General features: G+C 68.6%; 15 protein-coding genes (1 of these 15 cut by a window edge). 8 read left to right on the top strand and 7 right to left on the bottom strand.

The window, feature by feature from the left end:
• Positions 1–73: 73 nt before the first annotated feature.
• The gene (locus G4H71_RS21605; RefSeq protein ID WP_072739128.1) at positions 74–757 is read left to right on the top strand and encodes a recombinase family protein; all 684 of its coding nucleotides are present in this window, start codon (positions 74–76) and stop codon (positions 755–757) included.
• A 66-nt stretch (positions 758–823) separates the two neighbouring features.
• Here the strand turns inward: G4H71_RS21605 and G4H71_RS21600 are convergent, their stop codons facing one another.
• The 5 genes from G4H71_RS21600 to G4H71_RS21580 all read right to left on the bottom strand — a co-directional run bounded on the left by G4H71_RS21600 (position 824) and on the right by G4H71_RS21580 (position 6,882).
• The gene (locus tag G4H71_RS21600) at positions 824–2,167 is read right to left on the bottom strand and encodes a DUF1254 domain-containing protein (RefSeq protein ID WP_072739160.1); all 1,344 of its coding nucleotides are present in this window, start codon (positions 2,165–2,167) and stop codon (positions 824–826) included.
• A 212-nt stretch (positions 2,168–2,379) separates the two neighbouring features.
• On the bottom strand, positions 2,380–3,195 hold the full coding sequence (locus tag G4H71_RS21595; RefSeq protein ID WP_072739129.1) for a shikimate 5-dehydrogenase: 816 nt from the start codon (positions 3,193–3,195) through the stop codon (positions 2,380–2,382).
• A 2-nt stretch (positions 3,196–3,197) separates the two neighbouring features.
• Entirely contained in the window at positions 3,198–4,562 is a 1,365-nt protein-coding gene (locus G4H71_RS21590) for a metallopeptidase TldD-related protein (RefSeq protein WP_072739130.1), read from the bottom strand.
• Positions 4,559–6,076 (bottom strand): TldD/PmbA family protein, encoded by a 1,518-nt coding sequence (locus G4H71_RS21585; RefSeq protein ID WP_072739161.1) that lies wholly within the window; start codon positions 6,074–6,076, stop codon positions 4,559–4,561. Before G4H71_RS21585 ends, G4H71_RS21590 begins: the two co-directional genes overlap by 4 nt.
• 38 nt (positions 6,077–6,114) lie before the next feature.
• A complete protein-coding gene (locus G4H71_RS21580) occupies positions 6,115–6,882 on the bottom strand; it encodes a sulfite exporter TauE/SafE family protein (protein WP_072739131.1) in 768 nt (255 codons plus the stop codon).
• Positions 6,883–6,953: 71 nt separating this feature from the next.
• Between G4H71_RS21580 and G4H71_RS21575 the strand changes: the two genes are divergently transcribed.
• Positions 6,954–8,108: a sensor histidine kinase gene (locus G4H71_RS21575; RefSeq protein ID WP_072739162.1), complete on the top strand. Its 1,155-nt coding sequence runs from the start codon at positions 6,954–6,956 to the stop codon at positions 8,106–8,108.
• A gap of 46 nt (positions 8,109–8,154) precedes the next feature.
• Here the strand turns inward: G4H71_RS21575 and G4H71_RS21570 are convergent, their stop codons facing one another.
• Entirely contained in the window at positions 8,155–9,045 is an 891-nt protein-coding gene (locus G4H71_RS21570) for a glycoside hydrolase family 16 protein (protein WP_246442694.1), read from the bottom strand.
• A gap of 189 nt (positions 9,046–9,234) precedes the next feature.
• Here G4H71_RS21570 and G4H71_RS21565 point away from each other — a divergent pair, with 189 nt between their 5' ends.
• On the top strand, positions 9,235–9,894 hold the full coding sequence (locus tag G4H71_RS21565; protein WP_072739132.1) for a response regulator: 660 nt from the start codon (positions 9,235–9,237) through the stop codon (positions 9,892–9,894).
• 37 nt (positions 9,895–9,931) lie between these two features.
• On the opposite strand, the gene G4H71_RS21560 is transcribed toward G4H71_RS21565, so the two are convergent.
• On the bottom strand, positions 9,932–10,534 hold the full coding sequence (locus G4H71_RS21560; protein WP_072739133.1) for a hypothetical protein: 603 nt from the start codon (positions 10,532–10,534) through the stop codon (positions 9,932–9,934).
• Between the two features lie 222 nt (positions 10,535–10,756).
• On the opposite strand from G4H71_RS21560, the gene G4H71_RS21555 reads away from it, so the two are divergent.
• From G4H71_RS21555 to G4H71_RS21535, 5 genes are all read left to right on the top strand, one after another.
• Positions 10,757–11,296, top strand: coding sequence for an FxsA family protein (locus tag G4H71_RS21555; protein WP_072739135.1), 540 nt, complete (start codon positions 10,757–10,759; stop codon positions 11,294–11,296).
• A 50-nt stretch (positions 11,297–11,346) separates the two neighbouring features.
• Positions 11,347–12,951 (top strand): amidohydrolase, encoded by a 1,605-nt coding sequence (locus tag G4H71_RS21550; protein WP_072739136.1) that lies wholly within the window; start codon positions 11,347–11,349, stop codon positions 12,949–12,951.
• On the top strand, positions 12,941–14,584 hold the full coding sequence (gene lnt / locus G4H71_RS21545) for an apolipoprotein N-acyltransferase (protein WP_083343230.1): 1,644 nt from the start codon (positions 12,941–12,943) through the stop codon (positions 14,582–14,584). Before G4H71_RS21550 ends, lnt begins: the two co-directional genes overlap by 11 nt.
• Positions 14,585–14,674: 90 nt before the next feature.
• Positions 14,675–15,463: a polyprenol monophosphomannose synthase gene (locus tag G4H71_RS21540; protein WP_072739137.1), complete on the top strand. Its 789-nt coding sequence runs from the start codon at positions 14,675–14,677 to the stop codon at positions 15,461–15,463.
• A 266-nt stretch (positions 15,464–15,729) separates the two neighbouring features.
• Positions 15,730–25,469: the 5' portion of a non-ribosomal peptide synthetase gene (locus G4H71_RS21535; protein WP_246442712.1), read on the top strand. 19,699 nt of this gene lie beyond the right edge of the window; the window shows 9,740 of its 29,439 coding nt (coding positions 1–9,740); it begins with the start codon at positions 15,730–15,732; the stop codon falls past the right edge of the window.

Genomic DNA, 25,469 nt, shown 5'->3' with positions numbered 1-25,469 from the left:
TGGCTTCGTTCTCCGGCGACGGGAGCGCCCCGGTGGGGTCCGTGGACCCGCGGAACCCTCGGGATCGGTGGCCGTGACGCTGCAGAAGACGTCCGACACGGGCATCGACCGTCCAAATCTGAGTGAGGGCGGCTCGAAACTGGGCTACTGCCGGGTGTCGACCGGACTCCAGAACACCGATCTGCAACTCGACGCCCTACAGGCGGCCGGGTGCTGGAAGATCTTCACCGACCACGCGTCCGGAGCGAAGGAGGACCGCCCGGAGTTGCAGAAGCTGTTCGCCTACCTGCGCCCCGGCGACACCCTGGTGGTGTGGCGCCTCGATCGGCTCGGGCGGTCGTTGCTCCACCTGATCAAGCTCGTCAACGAACTCGATGCACGCGGTGTGCAACTCGAATCGATCAACGACAGGATCGAAACATCCACTCCCGGAGGGAAGCTCATCTTCCACATCTTCGCGGCGATCGCGGAGTTCGAGCGCAACCTGATTCGTGAACGGACGTCGGCGGGCCTGATGGCGGCGCGCGAGCGGGGCAGGGTCGGCGGCCGGCCCAGGGCGGTGGACGACACGAAGGGCAACTACATCCGGTACCTGTACGGGCAGGGCATGTCGAAGAAGCGGATCGCCGAGGAAATCGGCGTGTCCACGAAGACGATCACGCGGTACTTCAAGACTCTCGAGGAGAACGAGTTCGACGACGAGGACGAATTCGACCCCGCGCTCGAACTTCCGCCTCGGATGCAGGTCTCGAAGTAGCGTCCCAGTCCGAATTCCTTGCAGGGGAGCCTGTTCGAGGTATTGAGGTATCGAGGTGGCCCGTGGTCAGGTCCTGGTGATCGCGGGAACGACGTACCTCTGCTCCAGTACCGAGTCGTCGGGCTCGTACATCCGCAGGACGGGACGGAACTCACCGGCCGGCGCGGGCAGCCAGTTCGCTCGGGCCGTCGGGTCGTCGGGCGCGGTGTGGCTGATCGTGATGGTGAGTGCACCGTCGTCGTCGTAGACGATGCCGGGGGTGCGGTCGCCGATGGAGTAACGGTCGACGGGGTTGTCGACCAGATAGAAGTCCGGGACCGAGTACATGGTGATCGACCAGAATGCACCGACGGGTGGGGTCGGGTCCAGTCTCAGGGTGTAGGTGTGGGCGCCGGTGAGTTGCGCGCCCTGGTCGTCGAGGTAAGTCATGATGTAGGCGGCCTCGTAGGCGTGGTTGCCCCAGAGTCCGCCCTTGGCAGCGGCGGCACGTTCGATGATCCGCAGCTTCGGGTCGGTGATCGTGAACCGGGGGTCGTCCAGTGCTCCGACCTCGAAGTAGTCGAGGTTGTAGTCGAAGGCGTGCAGCGTCAGTGTCCAACCGTTGACCTGCGGACTGGATCCGTGCTTCAGCGCCGTGTCGAGGTTGTTCGCACCGGCCTCCAGGCCGGCCCGCAGGGCATCGGCCGTCTCGGCATCGGCATCGGCATACGGTGAGCGACCTTCTTGGCCGATTCCGATGCGCGCGAGCGAATCCTGCAGTTCCCAGTCGCGCGGCGCGGGCGGGAAGGCCTGAGACCACAGCCTCAGCTTTTCCAGGAACAGCAGGTCTGCGTCGACGCCCGGGTCCGGCGCCGGGAGTCCGGCCGGGCGAGCGTCGGGGTCGAGCGGTGTGAGCGTCGTCGCGTCCTGCAGGGCGTGCACGACGGGCAGGTCCGCGTCACCCACGCAGGCCCACCGGCCCACGATCGAGCCGACGGTGGTGGGAAAGGCGATGACGGTCGTTCCCGTCTGGGCCTCGCCGGACCAGCCCGGCGGAACGAGCAGGTAGTCGCCGGCGGCGGTACCCGTGGCACGGTGCCCGACGTAGGCGAAGTTGTCGGTCCAGGCATCGACGAACTGCAAGACGTAATACCGGCCCGCGGTGTCCGGGACGTGCAGGGCCACCGGGCCGACCGACAGATCGATCGGCCCCATCGAATACAGGGTGTCGTTGTTGATCGTGACGAAGGTGTCGGCCGGACCGGCCAGCGTCCTGGAATGGGAGAAGGTGTTGAACGGCGCCGCCGGGCTTGCGCCGACCCCTTCGCGGACGTAGCGATCGACCTGCTCCAGGTTGAACACGAGCGGGAAGCCGTAGATGTAGGCGTGCGCAGCCACCTCACGCAATTCACGCGATTGCTCTCCGGTCATCGACACTCCTTGCTTGGCCCGACGTGCGTGGACACCAGTATCGGCCAGCACGGAGGGATGACACCTCATCCGAAAGGGATGAAGCTGCACCCCCTCCGAGGGCATTGCCTCCGTGGCACGCTCGCACCCCGCCCGGCTGTCTGACCCTCAGTCGCCAGCTGGACTGGGTGCCCGGAGCCGAAGGGGGTGCAAGGAGCGAGGCGAGGTCTGATTCAGGCGCGCGAGAACTGCGAGGCCCGCTCGACCAGATTCCGGTCCGGCACCACACCCGTGTAGCGGGCGAACTGGCGTGCTGCCTGAAGTGCGATGACTTCTGTCCCGGTGATCACCGGGACGCCGACCTCGGCTGCGGCACGTATCAGTGGCGTGCGGCTGGGGAACGCCACGACGTCGAACACCGTGGTGGCAGCACGGATCCGGGACTCGTCGAAGGCCAGGGCATCGGCGTCCGGTCCGTCCATGCCCAGGGGAGTGACGTTGACGAGGAGATCCGTCGCCGGAGCCGCGTTCTCCTCGCGGACGTGCCGGTAGCCGTAACGCCCGGCCAGCGCGCTGCCCGCCGATTCGTTGCGGGCGAGCACCGTCACGTCATCGAATCCGGCACCACGGAAGGCGGCGACCACGGCCTTCGCCATGCCGCCGGAGCCGCGCAGCAGGACCCGGGACCCGGGATCCACCTCGTGTTCGGCGAGGAGTTCGGCGACCGCCTCGTAGTCGGTGTTGGACGCGGAGAGGACACCGTCGTCATTGACGACGGTGTTGACCGCGTCGATCGCAGCCGCAGACTCCTCGACCACGTCGACCAGCGGAATGATCGCCTCCTTGAACGGCATGGAGACCGAGCAGCCACGGATCCCCAACGCACGGATACCGCGGATCGCGCCCTCGAGATCATCGGTGGTGAACGCCTTGTACAGGTAGTTCAGCCCCAGCTCGTCGTAGAGATAGTTGTGGAACCGGGTACCGATGTTGCTCGGCCGGCCGGCCAGCGAGATGCAGACCGTCATGTCCTTGTTCAGGATCGGCATGGTCAGCTCGCCCTACTCACCGAGGACATGTGGAAGTCCGGGATTCGCAGCGCGGGCATCGCGGTGCGGGTGAACCAGTCCTTCCATTCGCGTGGCAGGGTGCGCTCGGTGTGGCCGGCCTCGGAGACCCGGCGCAGCAGGTCCAGTGGGCTCTCGTTGAACCGGAAGTTGTTGACCGAGCCGGTGACCTGGCCGTCCTCGACGAGATACACCCCGTCCCTGGTCAGGCCGGTGAGCAGCAGCGTCGCCGGGTCCACCTCACGGATGTACCACAGCGTGGACAGCAGCAGACCGCGTTCGGTGGCGGCAACCATCTCGTCGAGGCCGACCGGTCCGCCGCCCTCGAGGATCAGGTTGTCGCCGGGAACCGCTGCGGTGGTGCCGAATTCGGCCGCGGCGGCCCTCGGGTACGCGAGGGCCGCCGCGGCGCCCTCGTGCACCCAGTCGACCCGCCCGGCGTCCATGCCGTTGTCGAAGACCGAGACCGAATCCGACGAGGCGGATGTGGCGACGAAAGGCGCATACTGCATTCCCAGCGCATGCGGGTCCGAGTACAGGGTGAGCGGCAGCGTCGAGAGCTGCTCGCCGACCCGCGTGCCACCGCCGGGTGCGGACAGCGCCGAACGGCCTTCCTGGGCGGCACGACCGTCCATGGACCACATCAGGTAGATCATCAGATCGGCCACGGCCGACGGCGGTAGCAGGGTCTCGTATCTGCCTGCGGGCAGATCGATCCTGCGCGCCGCCCAATCCAGCCGGGTATGCAGGTCCTCGAGCATCTTCGTGCTCGCCACGTCGGTGAAGTCGCGGGTGCTCACGCCCACCCAGGCGCTGTCGTCGCCGCGCTTGCCGTTGATCTCCACCGACCCGGTCGGCTGCACGAACCGGCGGCGCACTCCCGCGGACGTGCCGAGCCAGACGGTCTGCACGCTGTGTTCGGCGAACCCGTACAGGTCTGCGCCGCTGTCGAATCCGCGGGCGAGGTCCTGGGCCAGCTGTTCGAAGACACCGATCTCCGTGCCCTCGGCTCGCTCGCCCCAGTGCTCGTCGATCACTCCGGCGTGGACGAGCTCCCGTGCATCCGGGGCGGGCTCCGCGCCGCGAGCCGCCTCCTCGCTGGCCCGCACCACCGCGGACACGTCGGCGGCGTCCACGGTGCCCGTCGTGACCACACCGACCCGGGCCCGGTCACCGTCGCGCACGACCGAGATCACCGACCAGCGCCGCGAGGTCGAGATGCCATTGGTGGTCATCGAACTGCGCGCCCACCGCAGTGAGGCGTCGCTGGTGTCCGTGACGAGCACGATCGTGTCGTCCACGGATGCGAGGGTGAGGACCTGTTCGACGAGTTGTTGCGCCGGGATCATCGTCCGCTCTCCGTCCTGGTGTTGAGCACGTTCACGCCGCGGAACAGTGCCGACGGGCACCCGTGACTGACGGCCGCCACCTGGCCGGGTTGCGCCTTGCCGCAATTGAACGCGCCCCCCAGTCGCCACGTCGACGCACCGCCGACCGCCTCCATCGACCCCCAGAATTCGGTGGTCGTGGCCTGGTACGCCACGTCCCGCACCTGGCCGGCCAGCGCCCCGTTCCGGATGCGGTAGAACCGCTGGCCGGTGAACTGGAAGTTGTATCGCTGCATGTCGATCGACCACGACTTGTCTCCGACGACGTAGATGCCGTCCTCGACGTCGGCGACGAGGTCGGCGGTGCTGCGGTCCACGGCCGGATCGGGCTGCAGGGACACGTTGGCCATCCGCTGGATCGGCACGTGATGCGCGGAATCCGCGTAGGAGCATCCGTTGGAACGCGCCAAGCCCAGGCGCGGCGCGAAGGAACGGTCGAGTTGGTATCCGACGAGGACCCCGTCCCGGATGAGGTCCCACGACCCGGTGGCCACGCCCTCGTCGTCGTAGCCGACCGAGGCGAGCCCGTGGGCGAACGTGCGATCGGCGGTCACGTGCATGAAATCGCTGCCGTAGCGGAGGGACCCGAGTTGGTCCGGGGTGGCGAAGGACGTTCCCGCATAGGCGGCTTCGTAGCCGATGGCCCGGTCGTACTCGGTGGCGTGGCCGATCGATTCGTGGATGGTCAGCCAGAGGTTCGTCGGGTCGATCACCAGATCGGTGGGCCCCGGCTCCACGGTCGGCGCCCGGAGCTTCTCGGCGAGATCCCCCGGGATGCGGGCGAGTTCGCCGTCCCAGTCCCAGGTGCTGTCCGCACCGAGGTACTCCCAGCCGCGCCCGGCCGGGGGAGCGAGGGTGCGCATGCTGTCGAATCCGCCGTCGCGGTCGACGGCCACCGCCTCGAACTCCGGGTGTACCCGGACACGCTGTTGGGTGATCGCCGAACCGGCCACGTCTGCGTAGAAGGTCTGCTCCTTGACCAGCAGGCAGGACGTGGTGACGTGATCGACACCGGTCGTGTCCAGCAGCCGCCGGGAGTAATCGGTGAGGAGGCCGACTTTCTCCGCGCCGGGCACCTCGAACGGGTCCAGGGCGTACTCGGACACCCAGCTGACGTCCGGGTAGACGGGTTCGTCGGCGAGAACGACGTGTTCGTGGTTGAGCACGCGCAGGGTCCGGGCCACGGTGACGGCCTGGCGGGCGGTCTCCGCGGCGCGCTCGGCGGTCAGCTCCGGATGCGATGCGAAGCCCCACGTACCGTCGACCAGTACGCGGACGGCGAAGCCGATCTCGACCGTGTGCACGTCGGCCTGGACCTCCGCGTCGCGCAGGCGGATCGACTGTTGCACCAGCCGGTGTACGCGCAGATCCGCGTGATCGGCGCCCGCGGCGCGCGCCGCCGTCAGTGCGGCGTCGGCCAGTTCCCGCAACGGCAGGGCCAGGAAATCGGGGTCCACCCCCCGCGTGTTCGTCACGGGACCACCGTAGCCCCAGTGCCGCACGGGCAGCGGTGCTACCCGAATTGTTGCCAGCCGAGGCGAATCACCATCGCCACGACCACGATCAGCAGCGTGACCCGGACGAATCCGGCGCCCTTGTCGATTGCCATGCGCGAGCCGATCACCGCGCCCGCGACGTTGCAGACGGCCATCGCGAGGCCGAGCGTCCACCACACGTGCCCGGTGACGGCGAAGAACGTCAGTGCGCCGATGTTGGATCCGAGGTTGATCACCTTGGCCATGGCGGCGCTCCGGACGAACTCGGTGCCGAGGAACGTCGCGAAGCTGATGATCAGGAAGGTGCCTGTACCCGGGCCGAGTATTCCGTCGTAGTAGCCGATCAGGGCGGCGGCCAGGCCGACGACCGCGGCCGTCTTCCGCGCGGACGGCTGGGTGTGCGCGAGCACCGTCCCCAACTGTGGCCGGGCGGTGACGAACACGGCGACGGCCACCAGCACGACCATGATCACCGGGATGAAGACGTCCTTGTCGATGAGCGACACTGTCGCGGCACCGGCCGCGGCGGTGACCGCCGACAACACACCGGCGGGAATCAACACCCGCCAGTTCATGGGGATCCGGCGCGCGAACGTCCACACCGCTGCGGCGGTTCCGGTCGACGCGGTGAGCTTGTTCGTCGCGAGAGCGGCCTGCGGAGTCAGCTGGGGGAGGACGAGAAACAGTGCCGGGAGCAGGATCAGGCCACCACCGCCGACCACCGCATCGACCCAGCCTGCCGCCGTCGCCGCGGTGAGCAACAGCATCCAGTCACCGACATCCATCGCTCAATCACAGCACCGCGGCGACGGACCGGCGGCGGCGGGGGTGGGGGTGGGGTCCCTACTCTGTGAGCATGCGCAGATTCAGCCTGTGGCTCCGCGGCAAACCCATGGTCGCGGACGCCATCCTGGCGGCCGTCCTGTTCGTCCTCGAGATCTTCGTGTTCGCCACGACCGGAAACTGGCGGCAGCTGCTCCTCGGAGCGTTCATCTGCATACCCGTCGTGTGGCGACGCCGGTACCCGATGACCGCGGCCGGCGCGATCGTGCTCATGTCGGTCACCTCGACGTTCGTCAGCTACGGACTGGACGATCCGGCGGCCGTGGAACATCCGGCGCTCCTGGCGCTGGCGGTGATGCTGTACACGCTCGTCGTCTACGTCGGTCGACGGGCCGGTCTCGTGTACCTGGCCGCGTTGATTCTCGACACGCTGCTGTCGATGTGGCTGATCGACCAGGAGGTGGCGTCGACGCTCGCATTCGTCGCCCTGATCTACGCCCTGTCCTGGATGGCGGCGGAGTTTCTCGGCGCCCGCCGTGCCTACGACCAGGAGGTGGAAGCACGGCTGGCCGTCGCCGACTACGACCGGGAACGGCGCGCGGAGGAGGCCGTGGCGGCCGAGCGCACCCGGATCGCCCGCGAACTGCACGACGTGGTCGCCCATGCGGTGAGTGTGATGGTGGTGCAGGCCGACGGAGCCTCGTACGCACTCACGACGAATCCGGCGGCCGCCAGGAAGGCGCTCGCCAACATCTCCTCGACCGGACGACAGGCGCTCTCCGAACTACGTCGCACGGTCTCCCTGTTGCGTACCGACCCGGCTCTCGATGCGTTACCCCAGCACGGAACGGCCGGCCTGGCTCGGGTGGTGGAGATGATGCGAGACGCCGGCCTGCGCGTCGAACTGGTGATGACCGGCGAACTGGACGACGTGGCACCGGCCGTGAACCTGGGAATCCATCGTGTGGTCCAGGAGTCGCTCACGAACGTCCTGCGCCATGCCGGTGAGCAGCCCCGGGCACGAGTACAGGTCGTGCGGTCCGACGACGCGGTCACCATCGACATCACCGACAACGGGCACGGCGCGGGACGATTCACTCTCGGCTCGGGCAACGGGCTGGTGGGGATGCGCGAACGCGTGGCCGTCCTCGACGGGACCCTGGCTGCGGGGCCGCGCCCCGACGGGAGCTGGCGCGTGCACGTCGTGTTGCCCGTGGCCGACGACTGAAGGCCGGAGGGTGTTACGGCGGTCGTACCCGGACCGACGGGTCGCGCTATGCGCCGTCCCAGGCGTGCACCGTCACCCAGTCGACGAGGAAGTTGCCGCCGCCGATCGCCGGATACAGGCTCGATTCGAGCTGCAGCTGCCATCGCATCGGCGTCGTCGGGATACCGCGACTCTCCTCGAGCAGGACCTTGTCGTCCAGGACGAGACGGACCACCGTGGGCGTCCACTCGATCGTGACGACTCTCCAGTCGGTGTAGCCGGAGTAGTCGACGTCGGACAGCGCCTGCGAGTTCGGGGTCGCGCCGGGCTCGGCGAAGTGGTGGAACCCGTAGATCGGTCCGGTCAGCGGCCCTTCCGGGAAGTTGATCTCCCCGTCCTCGGGCCAGCGCTCGGACTCGGGCCACAGCAGCATCGCCAACCGGTAGCCGGTGATCAACGGATGACTGACCTTGATGCGCGCCGAGTACCGGCCGTACACCTGTCCCTGGTCGTCGCCGTCGATCACCGGAGACAGGTTGGCACCGGCGCGACGGCCGTCCAGCTCGTGCAGGTGGTAGTCGAGCACTCCGTCGTGGGCGCTGAGCACCCGGTCCGCGCGATACGGATTCTTGTTGTAGGTATCCAGGTAGCACTCCGGGTAGGCGCGCCATCGCGTGCCCTCCGTACCGGTGTAGACGATCTTGCGGGGGTTCGCGCACTCGGAGTTCGCGAAGCTGCCTCGCGGTGCGTCGGTGGTGAAGTCGTCGACGAAGATCTCCCGCCAACCCGGCAGCGGCGCCCGTGGCGCGGGCTGGGTTCCGCTCACCACGGGGTCGCCCGTCGACCCGGTGGACGACTGCGCGTGCGCGATCGGGGTCGACAGGATCCCGAGAAGCGCGACGGTCGCGGCCGCGACCGTCACCCCGAAGCGGCGAGACATCCGGTGGGGCACGAGCATGAACACTCCCAGGGTCGAGGACGGCGTCGACCACCCGGCAGCAGAGGGCCGCGTGGTCGGATTACGGGGACTTTACTGACCCGTCGCTCGTCTGTGGGGTGCCACGTCCGCGGGTAGGGCCGGGCCGCGCGGGAAGGGGTGCCCGGATATCGGAAGCCGAGGCCCGGAGCGTGGTGTTAGGTTGGCGCCGTGCCGATCACCGTGCTACTCGTCGACGACCAGGAACTGATGCGGATGGGTCTGACGATGGTGCTCGACGCCCAGGAGGACATCACCGTGGTGGGGGAAGCCGGTGACGGCGCGGCGGCGATCACGGCGGCACGCCGGCTCGAGCCCGACGTCGTGCTGATGGACGTCCGGATGCCCGTCGTGGACGGAGTGAGCGCCACCGAACAGATCCTCGCCGCGGGGGACCGCACTCGCGTACTGGTGATGACGACGTTCGATCTGGACGAGCACGCGATGGGGGCGCTGCGGGCCGGAGCGAGCGGCTTTCTACTCAAGGACACTCCGCCGGAGGATCTGGTGTCGGCGATCCGCAGTGTCGCCGCCGGCGATGCGGTGGTGTCGCCACGGGTCACCCGGCGGCTCCTCGCCCGGTTCCTCGACGACGGACCGCAGGCCACCCGCGACCCGGCGATTCTCGAGTCACTCACCGACCGTGAGCGGGAAGTACTGGTCCACGTGGCGACCGGCCGGTCCAACCAGGAGATCGCCGGGCTCCTGTACCTGTCGGAGTCGACCGTGAAGTCGCACATCGGGCGGATTCTCACGAAGTTGGACTGCCGGGACCGGGTCCAGGCAGTGGTGCTGGCCTACGAGACCGGGCTGGTACGCCCGGGCTCGTAGGCCGACACCTCCCATGCTGGTGTGCGTGGTCTGGCGGTCAGGCTTCGAAGATCCCGACCGTGGGGAGAACGAAGCACTCTCCGCCGCCGAGATAGCTGGTACCGCCGAACAGTGCGGCGAGGACCGGGCCCTCTCCGGTCTCGACGGTCTTGGAGAAGGTCGGAACGCCCAACGCCGTGTCGTCCAGCGCGGCGCTGCCGACCTGGAAGGTGCTGAGGTTGATCCACAGCACGGTCAGATCCGAGCCCGACGGAATGGCGATGTCCAGCGGCAGTGCCTGGAACCGCAGCTCGCCTTGCTGAATGAGGAAAGGCGCGAGGTTGAAGCCGGGTTGCGCGGTGGCGATGGTAAACGTGATCGGCAGGTCGCCGACTCCGCAACCGAGGGTGGGTGCCGGATAGAGGAAGGTCTCCGGCAATGTGACGAGGATGTCCTGCGGAACGAGCAGGCTGTCCGCCAGTGCGGACGCGGCCTCGACGGCCGCAGGGGAATGGGCTGCGGCCAGTGCCTGCAACTCGGCCACGGCATCGGCCGGGCCGGGGGCCGGTGCTGCGGACGCGGTGCCGGCGCCGACGAGGACTGCGGCGGCAGCGCTTGCGACGACCACGCTCGCACGACGAAGCAGGGAAGAGCGTCTCATGTGGACTCCTGAGTGAGGGGGACAACGTGATCCCGACGAGTGAACTGGATCACGTGGTGAGTTTCACTGTCAACTTCGCGACGGATAGGCGCATTGTCCGAATCGGGGTGAAAATGTGATCTGGACCTTCCGAGCGCCGGGAGCAATTCCGGCGTCCCGTTCGTTGACCCGGCAGACGGCACCGCTCCGCCCAGTCCACCCGCCGTCCGGAAAGGGGGCGTCATGTACGCCGTGCTGTTTCTGCTCTACGTATTCGTGGAGGTGACGGCGCTCATCGTCGTCGGCAGCGCGATCGGAGCCGTCTGGACGGTGCTGCTGTTGCTGGCGGGCACGGCCGTCGGCCTGATCCTCATGCGTTCGCAGTGGCGCCGCGTCGTCGAGGGATTCCGCAAGGCGGCAGCGGGCCGCGGCGAACCCGGCACCGCGGTGGCGGACGGCGCGCTCGTCGCCGCCGGTTCTGTGCTGATGTTCGTTCCCGGACTGGTGACCTCCGTTCTCGGCCTGGCGCTGCTCCTGCCTCCCACGCGCTGGGCGGTGCGCCCGCTCGCCGTACTGCTGGCGGGTCGCCGTGCCGCCGTCCTCGTCACGGGCGCGAACACGTTCGGCCGGATGCGCGGCGGTTACGGGCCCGGCCGGGTGGTCGACGGTGACGTGGTCGAGGGCGAGGTCGTCGACGAGGTCTTCGAGGACGGCGTCCGCAGGGGCGGCGCGTCCGACCCGGCCCCGGGAACGTCCACCCCCGGGCGGTCCGTCCTCCCCTGAAGGGGTCCGCACCCTGAGACGTCGCCCGCACTCTCGGGCGGGCACACTGGGTGGCTGTGAGTACCCAACTGCTGGTCGGTGGCCGCATCTACAGTTCTTTCGCACCCGACGCCACGTCGATGGCCGTCACGGACGGCACCGTCGTCTGGGTCGGTGACGACCGGGCCGGTCGTGCACTGCATCCCGACGCCGAGATCGTGGATCTGGCCGGCGCGTTCGTCACTCCGGCGTTCGTCGACACCCACGTCCACGTGACCGCTCTGGGGCTGTCGCTGTCCGGCCTCGATCTCGGTGAGGCGACCTCGCTGGAGGACTGCCTCGGCCGGGTGCAGCGATACGCCGACGCGCACGACGACTCCATCATCTGGGCGCACGGCTGGGACGAGACCCGGTGGCCCGAGTCGCGTCCGCCGTCCACGGCCGATCTCGACCGCGCCGCCCCGGGGCGGGCGGTGTACCTGGCGCGGATCGACGTCCACTCCGCCGCCGCCTCGTCGTCGTTGCGGGCACGCGTCGCGGATCTCGCCGCTGCCGACGGATTCGATCCCCAGCGGCCGCTTCGGGCCGACGCCCACCATCGGGTGCGCACCGCTGCCCGCTCGTCGATCGACGCCGGGCAGCGTGCCCGCGCCCGCGCGCTGGCTCTGAACCATCTCGCGGCGCACGGCATCGTCGCGGTCCACGAGTGCGGTGGACCGGACATCGGCGGCCTGGACGACTTCCGCGAGTTGCTCGCCACCGAGCATCCCGTCGAGGTGCGGGGGTACTGGGGCCTGCCGGTGACCTCCGAGACCGAGGCCCGGGAAGTCCTGGCGGACACCGGTGCCCACGCACTCGGAGGAGACCTCTTCGTCGACGGAGCGCTCGGATCCCACACCGCATGGCTGCACGAGCCCTATGCCGATGCTCCGCGCACCTGCGGCACCGCATACCTCGACGCCGCCGCCATCGCCACCCACGTTGTGGCCTGCACCCGCGCGGGTATCCAGACCGGCTTCCACGTGATCGGCGATGCGGCAATGACCGCGGCGATGGCCGGATTCCGCGCCGCCGTGGACGAACTCGGTGGGCCGGCCGTCGCCTCCCTCGGGCACCGCATCGAACACGCCGAGATGCTCACCCGCGACCAGGCGACCGACCTCGCGTCCTGGGGCGTGGTCGCCAGCGTGCAACCGGGCTTCGACGCCCTGTGGGGTGGACCCGGGGCACTGTACGAGCAGCGTCTCGGCGCGGAGCGCGCGGCCACGATGAACGACTTCGCCGGGACGGCCGCTGCCGGAGTGTCCCTCGCGTTCGGTTCGGACGCGCCGGTCACTCGGGTCGAACCGTGGTCCATGGTCGCGGCCGCCGTCCATCACCGCACCCCGGGGCGCGGAATCTCGCCCCGGGCCGCATTCTCCGCGGCCACCCGAGGCGCGTGGCGAGCCGGCGGCGTCCGCGACGGGATGGCAGGCACCCTCGCTCCCGGCGCCCCCGCCTCCTACGCGATCTGGGAGACCGGCGAACTGGTCGTCAGCGCCCCCAAGGACTCCGTACAGCGATGGTCGACCGACCCGCGTGCCCGAGTGCCCGCGCTGCCGAACCTCGAGCCCGGTGCTCCGGCACCGGTACTGCTGAAGTCGGTCCACCGCGGAGTCGTCGTCCATGAGCGGTGACGACGCCGGAGCCTCGTCGGTGAACGATGACGACGCCGGGGCGCGATCCGGCCCGAACTCCTCCCGCGCACGCGCGGCGGTGGCGCTGCGTTGTCTCGCGGCGGCGGCCTCCGGGGTCCTGCTGTTCCTGAGCTTCCCGCCGCGACCGCTGTGGTTCCTGGCGCCCGTCGGCATCGGACTGCTCGTGTGGCTCCTCGTGGTGGACGGACCACGACGGTGGCGGGTCGGATTCGGGTACGGCTATCTCGCAGGTCTCGGATTCCTCCTTCCGTTGTTGCCGTGGATCGGAGAGTTCGTCGGGCCGGTGCCGTGGCTCGCACTGGCGGCATTCGAGGCACTGTTCGTCGGGCTGTTCGGCGTCCTGGTCGTCATGCTGTCGAGACTTCCCGCCGCACCCTGGTGGATCGCCTGCGCCTGGGTCGCGACGGAGTGGTGGAGATCGAGCGTGCCCTTCGGCGGATTCCCGTGGGGACGGTTGGCCTTCGGACAGTCGGAGGGGTGGTTTCTGCCGCTCGCGTCGGTGGGTGGCGCCCCGTTGGTGTCCTTCGCCGTCGCACTCGCCGGTGCGGGTCTGGCGTGGATCGCCGTCGCGGCCCGGCAGGCCGCCGGGCGGCGCGTCCTCGCGGGTGCGGTCGCCACCGCTCTCGTCGCGGTCGTGGCCGGTCTCGCGCTGGGCCCGACCCTCGCGGGCGCCGACTCGGGCGACCGGCAGATCACCGTGGCCGCGATCCAGGGGAGTGTGCCCCGGCTGGGGCTGGACTTCAATGCCCAACGCAAACAGGTGCTCGACAATCACGTGCGCCGCACCCTGGAACTGGCCGACGACGTCACCGCCGGACGCGCCCCGCAACCGGACATCGTCGTGTGGCCGGAGAACGCCTCGGACATCGATCCGCTCCGCAACGCGGATGCCGCCGCGGACATCGGCGCGGCGGCATCGGCCGTGCGGGCGCCGATCCTCGTCGGTTCGGTCCTCGTCAACGGCGACCGGACGACGACCAATTCCGTCATCGTCTGGGACGGCACCACCGGGCCGGGCGAGCGCCACGACAAGCGGATCATCCAGCCGTTCGGCGAATACCTGCCCTATCGCGACTTCTTCCGGCACTTCTCGTCGTACGCAGATCGGGCCGGAAACTTCGTGCCGGGCGACGGCGACGGCCTGGTCACCGCGGCGGGAATCCCGGTGGGCGTCGCCACCTGCTACGAGGTGGCCTTCGACCGGGCATTCGCCGACTCGATCCGTGCCGGCGCCCAGATCCTCGCGGTGCCGACCAACAACGCGACCTTCGGTGACACCGAGATGACCTACCAGCAGCTGGCCATGTCGAGGGTGCGCGCCGTCGAGCACGGCCGCACCGTGGTCGTGGCGGCCACCAGCGGTGTGAGCGCGATCATCGCCCCCGACGGATCCGTAATTTCGCAAACCGAACTTTTCGTACCCGCGGCGATGGTCGAGGAAGTACCGCTCCGGGAAGGTACTACTCTGGCTAGTCGGCTCGGATCGCTTCCGGAGTACGTCCTGTGCTTCGTCGCGGCCTGTGGCCTGGTGACGGTCCTGGTGGGCTCGTGGCGGCAGCGCCGCGTCGAGGCCCCGGACTCGATCGACGACAAGCCGGCCCGCCGGCAGTGACACTGCCGCCGGCCCGCCGGCGGTGACATTTCTGCCGGCCCGCCGGCGGTGACTACTCGGAAAGCCGGCTCGCCGGCGGGGAGGATCCTGATGCCCTCGGAGCACACAGCCGGGAGGTCGGCCGGGGAGGTGCCGAGCGCACGCACCCTGGTGATCATTCCGACGTACAACGAGCGGGAGAACCTCACCCTGATCGTCGGTCGGCTCCAGCAGGCCCGGCCCACCGCGCACGTCCTCGTCGTCGACGACGGCAGCCCCGACGGCACCGGTCGGATCGCGGACGAGCTGGCGGCCGCCGACCCGCAAGGCCGCATCCACGTCATGCACCGCACCGAGAAGAACGGGCTCGGTGCCGCGTACATCGCGGGCTTCGAGTGGGGTCTCGAGCGCGGATACACGGTGCTGGTCGAGATGGATGCCGACGGCAGCCACGCACCCGAACAGTTGCATCGACTCCTCGACGAGGTCGATGCCGGTGCCGACCTCGTTCTCGGTTCGCGGTACGTGCCGGGTGGGAGTGTCGTCAACTGGCCGAAACGGCGGGAGTTCCTCTCCCGGGGCGGCAACATCTACTCCCGCCTGGCGCTCGGAGTGAAGATCAACGACATCACCGGCGGCTATCGGGCCTTCCGGCGTGAGGTCCTCGAGAAGCTGACGTTGGACTCGATCGAATCGCACGGCTACTGCTTCCAGGTCGATCTCGCCTGGCGAGCGTTGCAGGAGGGATTCGTCGTCCGCGAGGTGCCCATCACGTTCACGGAGCGCACGCTCGGAGAATCGAAGATGAGCGGCGGAATCGTCAGCGAGGCGTTGCTGAAGGTAACCCGGTGGGGGATCGGCAGCCGAATGGCCAAGGTGAAGGCATTCGTGCGCCGGTAACTGGGTGCCGACAGGCGTGCTGCCCCGCGTTCTCGATTCGGGAACCGGGGCAGTTGTCGTACCAGATCGTGAGATTTGCGAAACGGTGACGACGCGGTGTCCGATAGGCCACTGGGAGCGTACCGACGGGTAGCTCACAGCATTCGTTCAGCTGAGCGAGCAATGCTGCACACCGAGCGCGCACGGAGTGCGTGGTGCGAAGTGCGGTATCGGTGGATAGGTCGTGAACTGTTCGCGACCCCGAGGGGAAGATGAGGCGACGAGGCGTGACGGACCGGCGGGCAACCGATCTCTTCCCACTCTCGGCCCCTCAGCGGGGGATGTGGTTCGCCCAGCAGGTCTCGCCCGAGGTGCCCGTCAACATCGCCCAGTTCGTGGAACTCGTCGGCGACGTCGACGTGACCCTGCTGTCCGAATCGATGGTGACGGCAGCCCGTGAGCTCGGGTCCGGATTCGTCCGCGTGGTCGAGGTCGACGGGGTCGCCTGGCAGCGCGTCGATCACGGATTGGACGCCTCGGTCGGGTACGTCGACCTGCGCTCCGAACCCGATCCGCGGGCCGCCGCCGAAGCGTGGATGACCGCGGAGTACACCGCCCCGCTGGACGTTCACACCGACCGTCTGATGGCGTCGACGGTGCTCCACCTCGAGCAGGACGTCTACTACTGGTACAGCCGTGCCCATCACATCGTGCTGGACGGAATGGGTGCCTTCACCCTCGTCGACCGCGCCGCCGCCCTGTACACGGCCGCCCGCGCGGGGGCACCGGCCAAGCCGGCGGCCGCCGCCGACCTCGTCCAGCTGTCGACCATCGAAACCGAGTACCGCGACTCGCCCCGGTACCGGAAAGACCGGCAGTACTGGTCGGAGCGAGTCGGCGACGGAGTCGAACCCTTCACGCTCGCCGACCGGCACGCGCCCCCGCAATCCCGCAGTCGGACGTCGCGGATGCAACTGCCGGACACGACCGTCGCGAAGCTCGACGCGGCCCGCTCACGCCGTGACTCGTCCACTGCCTTCGAGATGATCGCCGGCATCGCGGCCTTCCTGGCGCGGATGTCCGGTCGCGAGGACGTCGTTCTGAGCCTCCCGGTCACGGCCCGCACCACCGCGGTGCTGCGCCGGTCCGGCGGCATGGTGTCCAATGTGGTTCCGCTGCGATTCACCGTCCGGCCCGAGACCACCGCCACCGAGCTCGTGGCGGCGGCGCGCGTCGAGGTCACGGCTGCGCTCCGGCATCAGAGGTATCCGCACGTGGACATCCTGCGGGACGCGGGTTCGGACGCCCGCGGGTTCTTCGGCCCGCTGGTCAACATCATGCTGTTCCACAACGAGATCACGGTGGGCGATACCGTGGGAAGGCTCGAGGTCCTCTCCACCGGGCCGATCAGCGACCTCGCCGTGAACGTCTACCAGGGGGTCGCCGGGAGCACCCTGCATCTCGACCTGGAAGCGAACCCGGAGCTGTACCCCGAGGATGTGCTCGCGAGCCATCACACGCGTCTCCGCGACTTCCTCGATGCGTTCTTCATGCTGGGCGACGGCCCGGTCGGGGACCTCGAGATCCTCACGATCGCCGAGCGCACCGCACTGGTCCCGGCGTCCGGTCCCGCGGCCCCGTTGCCCCGTACCCTCCCGCAGTTGCTTCGGCGCGCGGTCGACCTCGGCAGTGACGGGGAGGCACTGACCGCCCCGGGGAGGGACGGTCGGTTTCGCACCCTGAGTTATCGAGAACTGGACGAGAGCACCAATCGTCTCGCCCGACTCCTGACGGACCACGGGGTCGGTCCCGAGGTCGCCGTGGCGGTGGCCCTGCCGCGTTCGGTCGAATCGGTGAGCGCCACCTGGGCGGTCGCCAAGACGGGTGCCGCGTTCGTTCCGGTGGATCCGACGTATCCCACCGAGCGGATCGAGTACATGGTCGCCGACTGCGGCGCCCCGATCGGCCTCACCACGCGGGACCTGCGCCCCACTCTTCCGGACTGTGTGCACTGGATCCTGTGCGACGACGAACTCGCCGGGCGCCTCGACGCCTACCCGTCGACTCCGATCGAGGACGACGAACGCACTCCGCGCCTACGCCTCGACCACATCGCCTACGTGATCTACACGTCCGGATCGACCGGCCGCCCCAAAGGGGTGGCGGTGACCCACCGGGGGCTCGCCGCGCTCGCGGCCGACGAGCGAGATCGCCTGTCGGTCACCGCACGGTCCCGCACCCTGCACTTCGCGTCCCCGAGCTTCGACGCCTCGGTGTTCGAACTGATGATGGCGATCGGCGCCGGCGCCACGGTGGTGGCGGCGCCGACCACGATCTACGGCGGCGGCGAGCTCCACGACTTCCTCGCCGAACACCGGATCACCCACGCGTTCTGCACCCCCGGCGCGCTGGCGTCGGTGGAACCGGAAGGCCTCGACGACCTCGGCGTCGTCGTCGTGGCGGGCGACCGGTGCCCACCGGAACTGGTGGCTCGATGGGCACCCGGCCGGCGGATGTTCAACGCGTACGGTCCGAGCGAGACCACGATCATGTCCTCGAGCACGACCGACATGGTCGCCGGCGAGCCGGTCTCGATCGGCGCTCCCACCCGTGGGGTGTCGCTGTCCGTTCTCGACCGGCGACTGCGACCGGTGCCCACCGGCGTCGTCGGCGAGTTGTACGTCACCGGCGACAGCCTGGCCCGCGGTTATGTGTCGCGGCCCGGCCAGACGTCGGAACGCTTCGTCGCCAACCCGTTCGGCGCCGGGCGGATGTACCGCACGGGTGACGTGGTCCGCTGGGTACCCGGGCGAGACGGGCGCCCGGTCCTCGAGTTCCACGGGCGCACCGACTTCCAGGTCAAGATCCGCGGATTCCGCATCGAGCTCGGTGACATCGACGCCGCCCTCGCCGGTCACCCGGACGTCCGCACCGCGCACTCGATCGGATTCGACGCCCCCGGCCACGCGACCCGGCTGGTGTCGTACGTCGTCGCCGAGGACGAGAAGGCGGCAGACGTGGAGGAGTTGCTCGAGCATCTCGCCACGAAGTTGCCGCGGTACATGGTGCCCTCCGCCGTCGTCGTGCTGGACGAGTTTCCGCTCACCCCAGCCGGAAAGATCGATCGCGTCGCGCTCCCGGTTCCCGGGTTCGTGGCCGAGAGCGTCGATGCCACCGCCCCCCGTACCCGTACCGAGTCCGTCCTCGGCGAGATCTTCGCGGCCGTCCTCGGGGTGGATTCCGTCGGTGTGCACGCGGACTTCTTCGCACTCGGCGGCAGCTCGCTGTCCGCGACACAGCTCGTGTCCCGCATCAATGCGGCGCTCGACGTCCGGGTCACGGTGCGCGAGGTGTTCGAGAACCCCACCGTCGCCGATCTCGCGGAGATCGCGGACGGTGCTGCGGCGCCGTCGCGGCCGGCACTGGCGCCGCGTCCGCGACCGGACACGGTGCCGCTGTCCATCGCCCAGCAGCGGATGTGGTTTCTCAACCGGTTCGACCCGGGCTCGGCGGCGTACAACCTGCCGATTTCGCTGCGGATGACCGGGACGCTCGACGTCGCGGCGCTGCGCCTCGCGCTCGCCGATGTCCTCGAACGTCACGAGGCGTTGCGCACGATCTATCCGGAGACCGAGTCCGGCGCATGCCAGTCCGTGGCCCCGGTCGCCGATGCGCTTCCTCCGCTGGAGATCACCGATCTGACGGGTGCGGATGCCGCCACCGAGATCGACGCACACCTCGCCGCCCTCGCGGGCCGCGGATTCGACCTCACCGTCGATGTCCCCTTCCGGGCGGCACTGCTCCGGGTGGACACCGACACCCACGTGCTTGCCCTCGTCGTCCACCACATCAGCGCCGACGGCTGGTCGATGGCACCCCTGGCCGGCGACGTCATGGCCGCCTACTCGGCACGGCTGGACGGCCACGAGCCGCAGTGGGAGCCGCTGCCCGTCCAGTACTCCGACTTCACCCTCTGGCAGCACGAGGTGCTCGGCGACGAGAACGACGGCACCAGTCTCGCTGCGCGCCAGATCGACTTCTGGAAGAACGCTCTCCGCGGAATCCCCGGGAGTATCGAACTACCGACGGACCGCCCTCGGCCGGCGCAGCCGAGCTTTCGGGGTGGCCGGGTCGAGACACTCCTGGACGGCACCGCACACGAGATGCTGCAGCGCCTGGCTCGGGAGCAGGGCACGACGCTCTTCATGGTCGTGCATGCCGCCCTCGCGACGTTGCTGCACCGGGTAGCTGCGACGGACGACGTCGTGATCGGAACGCCCGTGGCCGGACGTGGCGACGAGGCGCTCGATCGCCTGGTCGGCATGTTCGTCAACACCGCTGTCCTGCGCACCACGGTGGACGGCGGCGAGGGGTTCGCTTCGCTCCTGGCTCGGGTCAAGGACGCCGACCTCGCCGCGTTCGCGCACACCGACGTACCGTTCGAACGGCTCGTCGACGTCCTGAGCCCGGTCCGGTCCACCTCACACCACCCGCTGTTCCAGGTGATGCTGAGCTTCCAGAACACCCCGCGCGCTGCGGTGGAACTGCGCGACCTCCACGTCGAGGCGGCCGAGATCGAGGTGCACGCCGCGAAGTTCGATCTCCAACTGGATATCGCCGAACGCCACAGCGTCGACGGAACACCGAACGGTGTAGCCCTGCAATGGACCTACGCGACGGATCTGTTCGACGAGTCCACCGTCCGCACGCTTGCCGAACGCTACATTCGTGTACTTGCCGCCGTCGTGGCGGACCCGCAGATCGTCGTCGGCGACATCGGCGTTCTGGCTGCTGACGAGTACGGCGTGCTCGAGCGGGTGAATGCGACTGCGGTGGATGTGCCGGATCTGTCGTTGGTGTCGTTGTTCTCGGATGCGGTGTCGCGTTTTCCGGGTGGTGTTGCGGTGACGTTCGAGGGTGTGTCGCTGTCGTATGGGGAGTTCGATGCGCGGGTGGATGCGCTTGCTCGGTTCCTGGTGGGGTCGGGTGTGACGGTGGGCTCTCTGGTGGCTGTGGCGATGCGTCGGTCGGTGGAGATGTTGGTGGCGTTGTATGCGGTTCAGCGTGCGGGTGCGGGGTATGTGCCGGTGGATCCGGATCATCCGGTCGAGCGGATCGGTCATATTGTCGAGACCGCGGATCCGGTGTTGGTGCTTATTCGGGGTGCCGATGGTGTGCGTGTCGACACTGATGTTCCGGTGGTCGATGTCGACAGTGATGCGGTGTTGTCGGCGCCTCTGACGGATGTCGAGTTGCCGTGGGTGTCGTCGTCGGATGTGGCGTATGTGATTTTCACGTCGGGGTCGACGGGTCGTCCGAAGGGTGTGGCGGTGTCGCACGGGGCGATTGTGAATCGGTTGTTGTGGATGCAGTCGGAGTATGGGTTGTCTTCTGGTGATGTGGTGGTGCAGAAGACGCCGGTGACGTTCGATGTGTCGGTGTGGGAGTTGTTCTGGCCGTTGTTGTTCGGTGCGCGGTTGGTGGTGGCGTCACCGGATGTGCATCGGGATCCGGTGGCGTTGGCTGCTCTGATTCGTGGTGAGGGTGTGACGACGGCGCATTTCGTGCCGTCGATGTTGGCGGTGTTCACTGCAGAATCCACCGCAGGGGAGTGTTCGTCGTTGCGGCGGGTGTTCGCTTCGGGTGAGGCGTTGTCGGTCGATCATGCGCGCCGGTTCGGTGAGGTTCTTCCCTCGGCCGAGTTGCATAATTTGTATGGTCCGACCGAGGCCGCGGTGGATGTGACGTATTGGCCGGTCGCTGGTGATGAGATGCATACGGTGCCGATCGGGCGTCCGGTGTGGAATACGCAGTTGCATGTGTTGGATGCGCGGTTGCGTCCGGTTCCGGTGGGTGTGGTCGGTGAGCTGTATCTTGCGGGTGCCCAGTTGGCGCAGGGGTATGTCTCTCGCCCGGATTTGACGGCGGATCGGTTCGTGGCGAACCCGTATGCCTCGGGGGCTCGCATGTATCGGACGGGAGATTTGGTCAAGCGGCGGGCTGATGGTGCTCTCGAGTATCTGGGTCGTAGTGATTTCCAGGTGAAGTTGCGGGGTCAGCGGATCGAGCTCGGTGAGATCGAAGCCGCCCTCCTCGTCCACGACGACATTTCGCAGGCCGCGGTCACGGTGCACACCGACGCTCGGGGGGAGCAGTCGCTGGTCGGGTATGTGGTTGGTGATGTCGATACCTCGACGCTGGCTTCTCATCTGGGTCATCGTGTTCCGTCGTACATGATCCCCACCCACTTCGTGGTGCTGGACGGGTTCCCGGTCAACGCGAGCGGCAAGCTCGACCGCAAGGCCCTGCCCGAACCCGAGATCGGTTCCAGCACCACCGAATACATCGCACCTCGCACCACGGCGGAGCAGTCGGTGGCGGCCGTGTTCGCCGAGGTCCTCGGTGTCGACCAGGTCGGTGCCGGCGACAGTTTCTTCGATCTGGGCGGCAACTCACTGTCCGCGACCCGATTGGTGGCGCGCCTGCGTGAGCGGACCGGGGTGAACGTCGCGCTGCGTGAGCTCTTCGATTCGCCGACGGTCGATGCCCTCGCCACCATGATCGACGTCCGTGGCGAATCAGTCGACACGAGCGCCCCGATGCCGGCGCTGGCGCCTCGCGCACGGCCGGAACGGATCCCGCTGTCCCCGGCCCAGCAGCGAGTCTGGTTCCTCAACCAGTACGACACCACGAGCCCCGTGCACAACCTGCCCCTCGCAGTGCGGTTCACCGGCGACCTCGATGTCGCCGCCCTCGAGGTCGCCCTGTCGGACGTACTGCGACGCCACGAGTCCCTCCGCACCGTGTTCCCGGAGTCCGATTCCGGACCCTCGCAGCAGGTTCTCAGCGTCGACGCGGCCACCGTCACTCTCGACGTCGTCACGGCGGCAGACCCGTCGGCGGCGGTCCGGGAGTTCGTACTGCGTGGCTTCGACGTCACCGGAGAACTTCCCGTCCGTGCTCGCCTGTTCCGCACCGGCGCGGACGAACACGTCCTCGCGATCGTGCTCCACCACATCGCGGCCGACGGTTGGTCGTTCGCCCCACTCGCCCGCGACGTCATGGTCGCGTACGCGGCGCGCGCCGAGGGCGTCACCCCGGCCTGGGAGCCGCTGCCGGTCCAGTATCCGGACTACACGCTGTGGCAGCACGACGTCCTCGGCGACGAGGACGACGCAGAGTCGCGGTCCTCGCGCCAGATCGATTATTGGAGGACGGCACTCGCGGATCTGCCCGACTCGATCGACCTGCCCTCCGACAGGCCTCGGCCCGCGGTGGCGTCGAAGCGCGGAGCCACCTTCTCCGTGGAGATTCCGGCCGAGGTGCACGCCTCGATGCAATCCCTGGCCCGCGGGCGTGGGGCCTCGACGTTCATGGTCGCGCACGCCGCGCTCTCCGTACTGTTGAGTCGGTTGACGGCAGGCGAGGACATCGCCGTCGGCACTCCCGTCGCCGGACGTGGTGACCGTGCCCTGGACGACCTCGTCGGCATGTTCGTCAACACCCTCGTACTCCGGGCGCGCGTGGATCCGGCCACGCCGTTCACCGAACTTCTCGATCAGGTCCGGGCCACCGACCTCGACGCCTTCTCACACGCCGACATTCCGTTCGAGCGCCTGGTGGAGGTGCTCGCTCCGGTTCGCTCCACCGCTCACACCCCGCTGTTCCAGGTGGCGCTGTTCTTCCAGAACCATGCTCCCGCCGAGTTCACCTTGCCCGGCCTCACCGTCTCGACCATGCCTGTGCTCCCGGACGTCGCTGCCTTCGATCTGCAGGTGGTCCTCTCGGAACTCGATACCTCCGAGCCCCGCTCCCACGGGAGCGGGGCGGGATCGGTGACCGCCGAGTTCAACTACGCCACCGACCTGTTCGACGAATCCACCGTGCGCGAGCTCGCCCGGCAATTCGTCCGTGTTCTCGAGGTCGCCACGACGAATCCGAGCGTCAGCGTCGGCGACATCGAGCTGGTCGACCGCGCCGCTCGCGACGCCGCACTGGCACGATGGAACGACACCGCCCGCGACGTCACCCCGTCGACCCTGCCGGAACTGTTCGCCGCCCAGGTCGCGCGTACACCCGACGCGACCGCGCTGATCGCCGGTGACCGCACCCTGAGCTACGCCGAGTTCGACGCTGCGTCGAACCGCCTCGCCCACTATCTCATCGGCCGGGGAGTCGGGCCCGAGTCCCGCGTCGCCGTCTTGATGCGGCGTTCCCTCGACCTCGTCGTCGCGATGTATGCGGTGGTGAAGACCGGCGCGGCGTACGTTCCGGTCGACCCGGACCACCCGTCGGATCGCGTCGGTTACGTCCTCGACTCGGCTGCTCCTGCCTGTGTGCTGAGCACGTTCGACGATCGGGTGGAGGTCGCCGGCGACGTCGTGGAGATCGATCTGCTGGACCTGAGTGCGTTCGGCGACGAACCGGTCACGGACGCCGACCGCCTCGCACCCTTGCGCGCGGACAACGCGGCGTACGTCATCTACACGTCCGGTTCCACCGGAAAGCCCAAGGGCGTGGCCGTCACCCACCGGGCCATCGTGAACCAGCTGGCCTGGATCCAGTCCGAGTACCGGCTGACCCCGGCCGACGTCTACCTGCAGAAGACGGCGACCACCTTCGACGTGTCGGTGTGGGGCTACTTCTGGCCACACCAGGTGGGGTCGACCGTCGTGCTCGCCACCGCCGACGGCCACCGCGACCCCGAGTACCTGGCCCGCACCATCGACCGCTTCGGGGTGACGGCTACGGACTTCGTGCCGTCGATGCTCGACGTGTTCGTCGCGGAAGCACCCGAGTCGACCTGCGCCACGCTCCGGCACGTGTTGGTGATCGGCGAGGCACTGCCGCCGCGCACCGCCGAGCTGTTCCGTGAACGCTGGGCCGCCGGGTTGCACAACCTGTACGGCCCCACCGAGGCCGCCGTGTCCGTCACGTACTGGGAAACCACCGAGGCCGACACCGTAACGGTTCCCATCGGAGTGCCCGAGTGGAACACCCGGCTCTACGTGCTCGATTCGCGACTGCACCCCGTACCGGTGGGAGTTCCCGGCGAGCTCTACCTCGGAGGCGTCCAGCTGGCCCGCGGGTACCTGGGACGGGTGGACCTGACGTCGGATCGGTTCGTCGCCGATCCACACGGTGATCCCGGCACCCGGATGTACCGCACCGGCGACCTCGTCCGGCGCCGGTCGGACGGCGCTCTCGAATACATCGGCCGTACCGACTTCCAGGTCAAGTTCCGCGGTCAGCGGATCGAACTGGGCGAGATCGAGGCCGTACTCCGCGCGCACCCCGCCGTCACCGGCGCCGCCGTTCTCGTGCACTCCGACGACGCGACCGGGGACCATCTCGTCGCATACGTGGTGGCCGGATCCTCGGTCACTCCCGCGGAACTCCGTACCCATGCGGGTGAGAAGCTCCCCGTCTACATGCTGCCGTCGGTCGTGACCGTACTGGACGAGTTCCCGCTCAACGCGAGTGGAAAGCTCGACCGGAAGGCGTTGCCCGCACCCGAGTTCAGCGCCGAGACCGCCGAATACGTCGCGCCCCGCACCGATGCAGAGCATGCGGTGGCCGAGGTGTTCGCCGAGGTACTCGGCCTGGAGCGGATCGGAGCCGAGGACAGCTTCTTCGATCTCGGTGGAAACTCGCTGAGCGCGACCCGCGTCGTTGCCCGGGTCCGGGCGCAGTTCGGTGCCGAGTTCGCCGTGCGCGATCTGTTCGAGAACCCGACGGTGGCCGCTGTCGCGGCTGCGGCGGGGCAGCCCTCGACCGGCCCGGGGGATTCGGCACGACCCGTGCTCGCCCGCCGCGACCGACCCGAGGTGCTTCCGCTGTCCGCCGCCCAGCAGCGGATGTGGTTCCTCAACCGGCTCGATCCCGAGTCGGCCGCCTACAACCTGCCCTTCGGTGTGAGGTTCACCGGAGACCTGAACGTCGAAGCCCTGTCCACAGCGGTCTCGGATGTCCTGGCACGCCACGAATCGCTACGCACCGTATATCCCGAGATCGACGGTGAAGCACG

Source organism: Rhodococcus triatomae, from assembly GCF_014217785.1.
Classification (GTDB): Bacteria; Actinomycetota; Actinomycetes; order Mycobacteriales; family Mycobacteriaceae; genus Rhodococcus_F; species Rhodococcus_F triatomae.
Note: the sequence above shows the minus strand (reverse complement) of the source record. Positions and strands in the feature narration are given on the sequence as shown.

What these genes read in the sequence shown, in the direction of transcription:
- G4H71_RS21600 (WP_072739160.1), bottom strand. Translation starts at nt 2,167, where the DNA reads ATGACCGGAGAGCAATCGCGTGAATTGCGTGAGGTGGCTGCGCACGCC.
- G4H71_RS21595 (WP_072739129.1), bottom strand. Translation starts at nt 3,195, where the DNA reads ATGCCGATCCTGAACAAGGACATGACGGTCTGCATCTCGCTGGCCGGC.
- G4H71_RS21590 (WP_072739130.1), bottom strand. Translation starts at nt 4,562, where the DNA reads ATGATCCCGGCGCAACAACTCGTCGAACAGGTCCTCACCCTCGCATCC.
- G4H71_RS21580 (WP_072739131.1), bottom strand. Translation starts at nt 6,882, where the DNA reads ATGGATGTCGGTGACTGGATGCTGTTGCTCACCGCGGCGACGGCGGCA.
- G4H71_RS21575 (WP_072739162.1), top strand. Translation starts at nt 6,954, where the DNA reads ATGCGCAGATTCAGCCTGTGGCTCCGCGGCAAACCCATGGTCGCGGAC.
- G4H71_RS21570 (WP_246442694.1), bottom strand. Translation starts at nt 9,045, where the DNA reads ATGCTCGTGCCCCACCGGATGTCTCGCCGCTTCGGGGTGACGGTCGCG.
- G4H71_RS21560 (WP_072739133.1), bottom strand. Translation starts at nt 10,534, where the DNA reads ATGAGACGCTCTTCCCTGCTTCGTCGTGCGAGCGTGGTCGTCGCAAGC.
- G4H71_RS21555 (WP_072739135.1), top strand. Translation starts at nt 10,757, where the DNA reads ATGTACGCCGTGCTGTTTCTGCTCTACGTATTCGTGGAGGTGACGGCG.
- lnt (WP_083343230.1), top strand. Translation starts at nt 12,941, where the DNA reads ATGAGCGGTGACGACGCCGGAGCCTCGTCGGTGAACGATGACGACGCC.
- G4H71_RS21540 (WP_072739137.1), top strand. Translation starts at nt 14,675, where the DNA reads ATGCCCTCGGAGCACACAGCCGGGAGGTCGGCCGGGGAGGTGCCGAGC.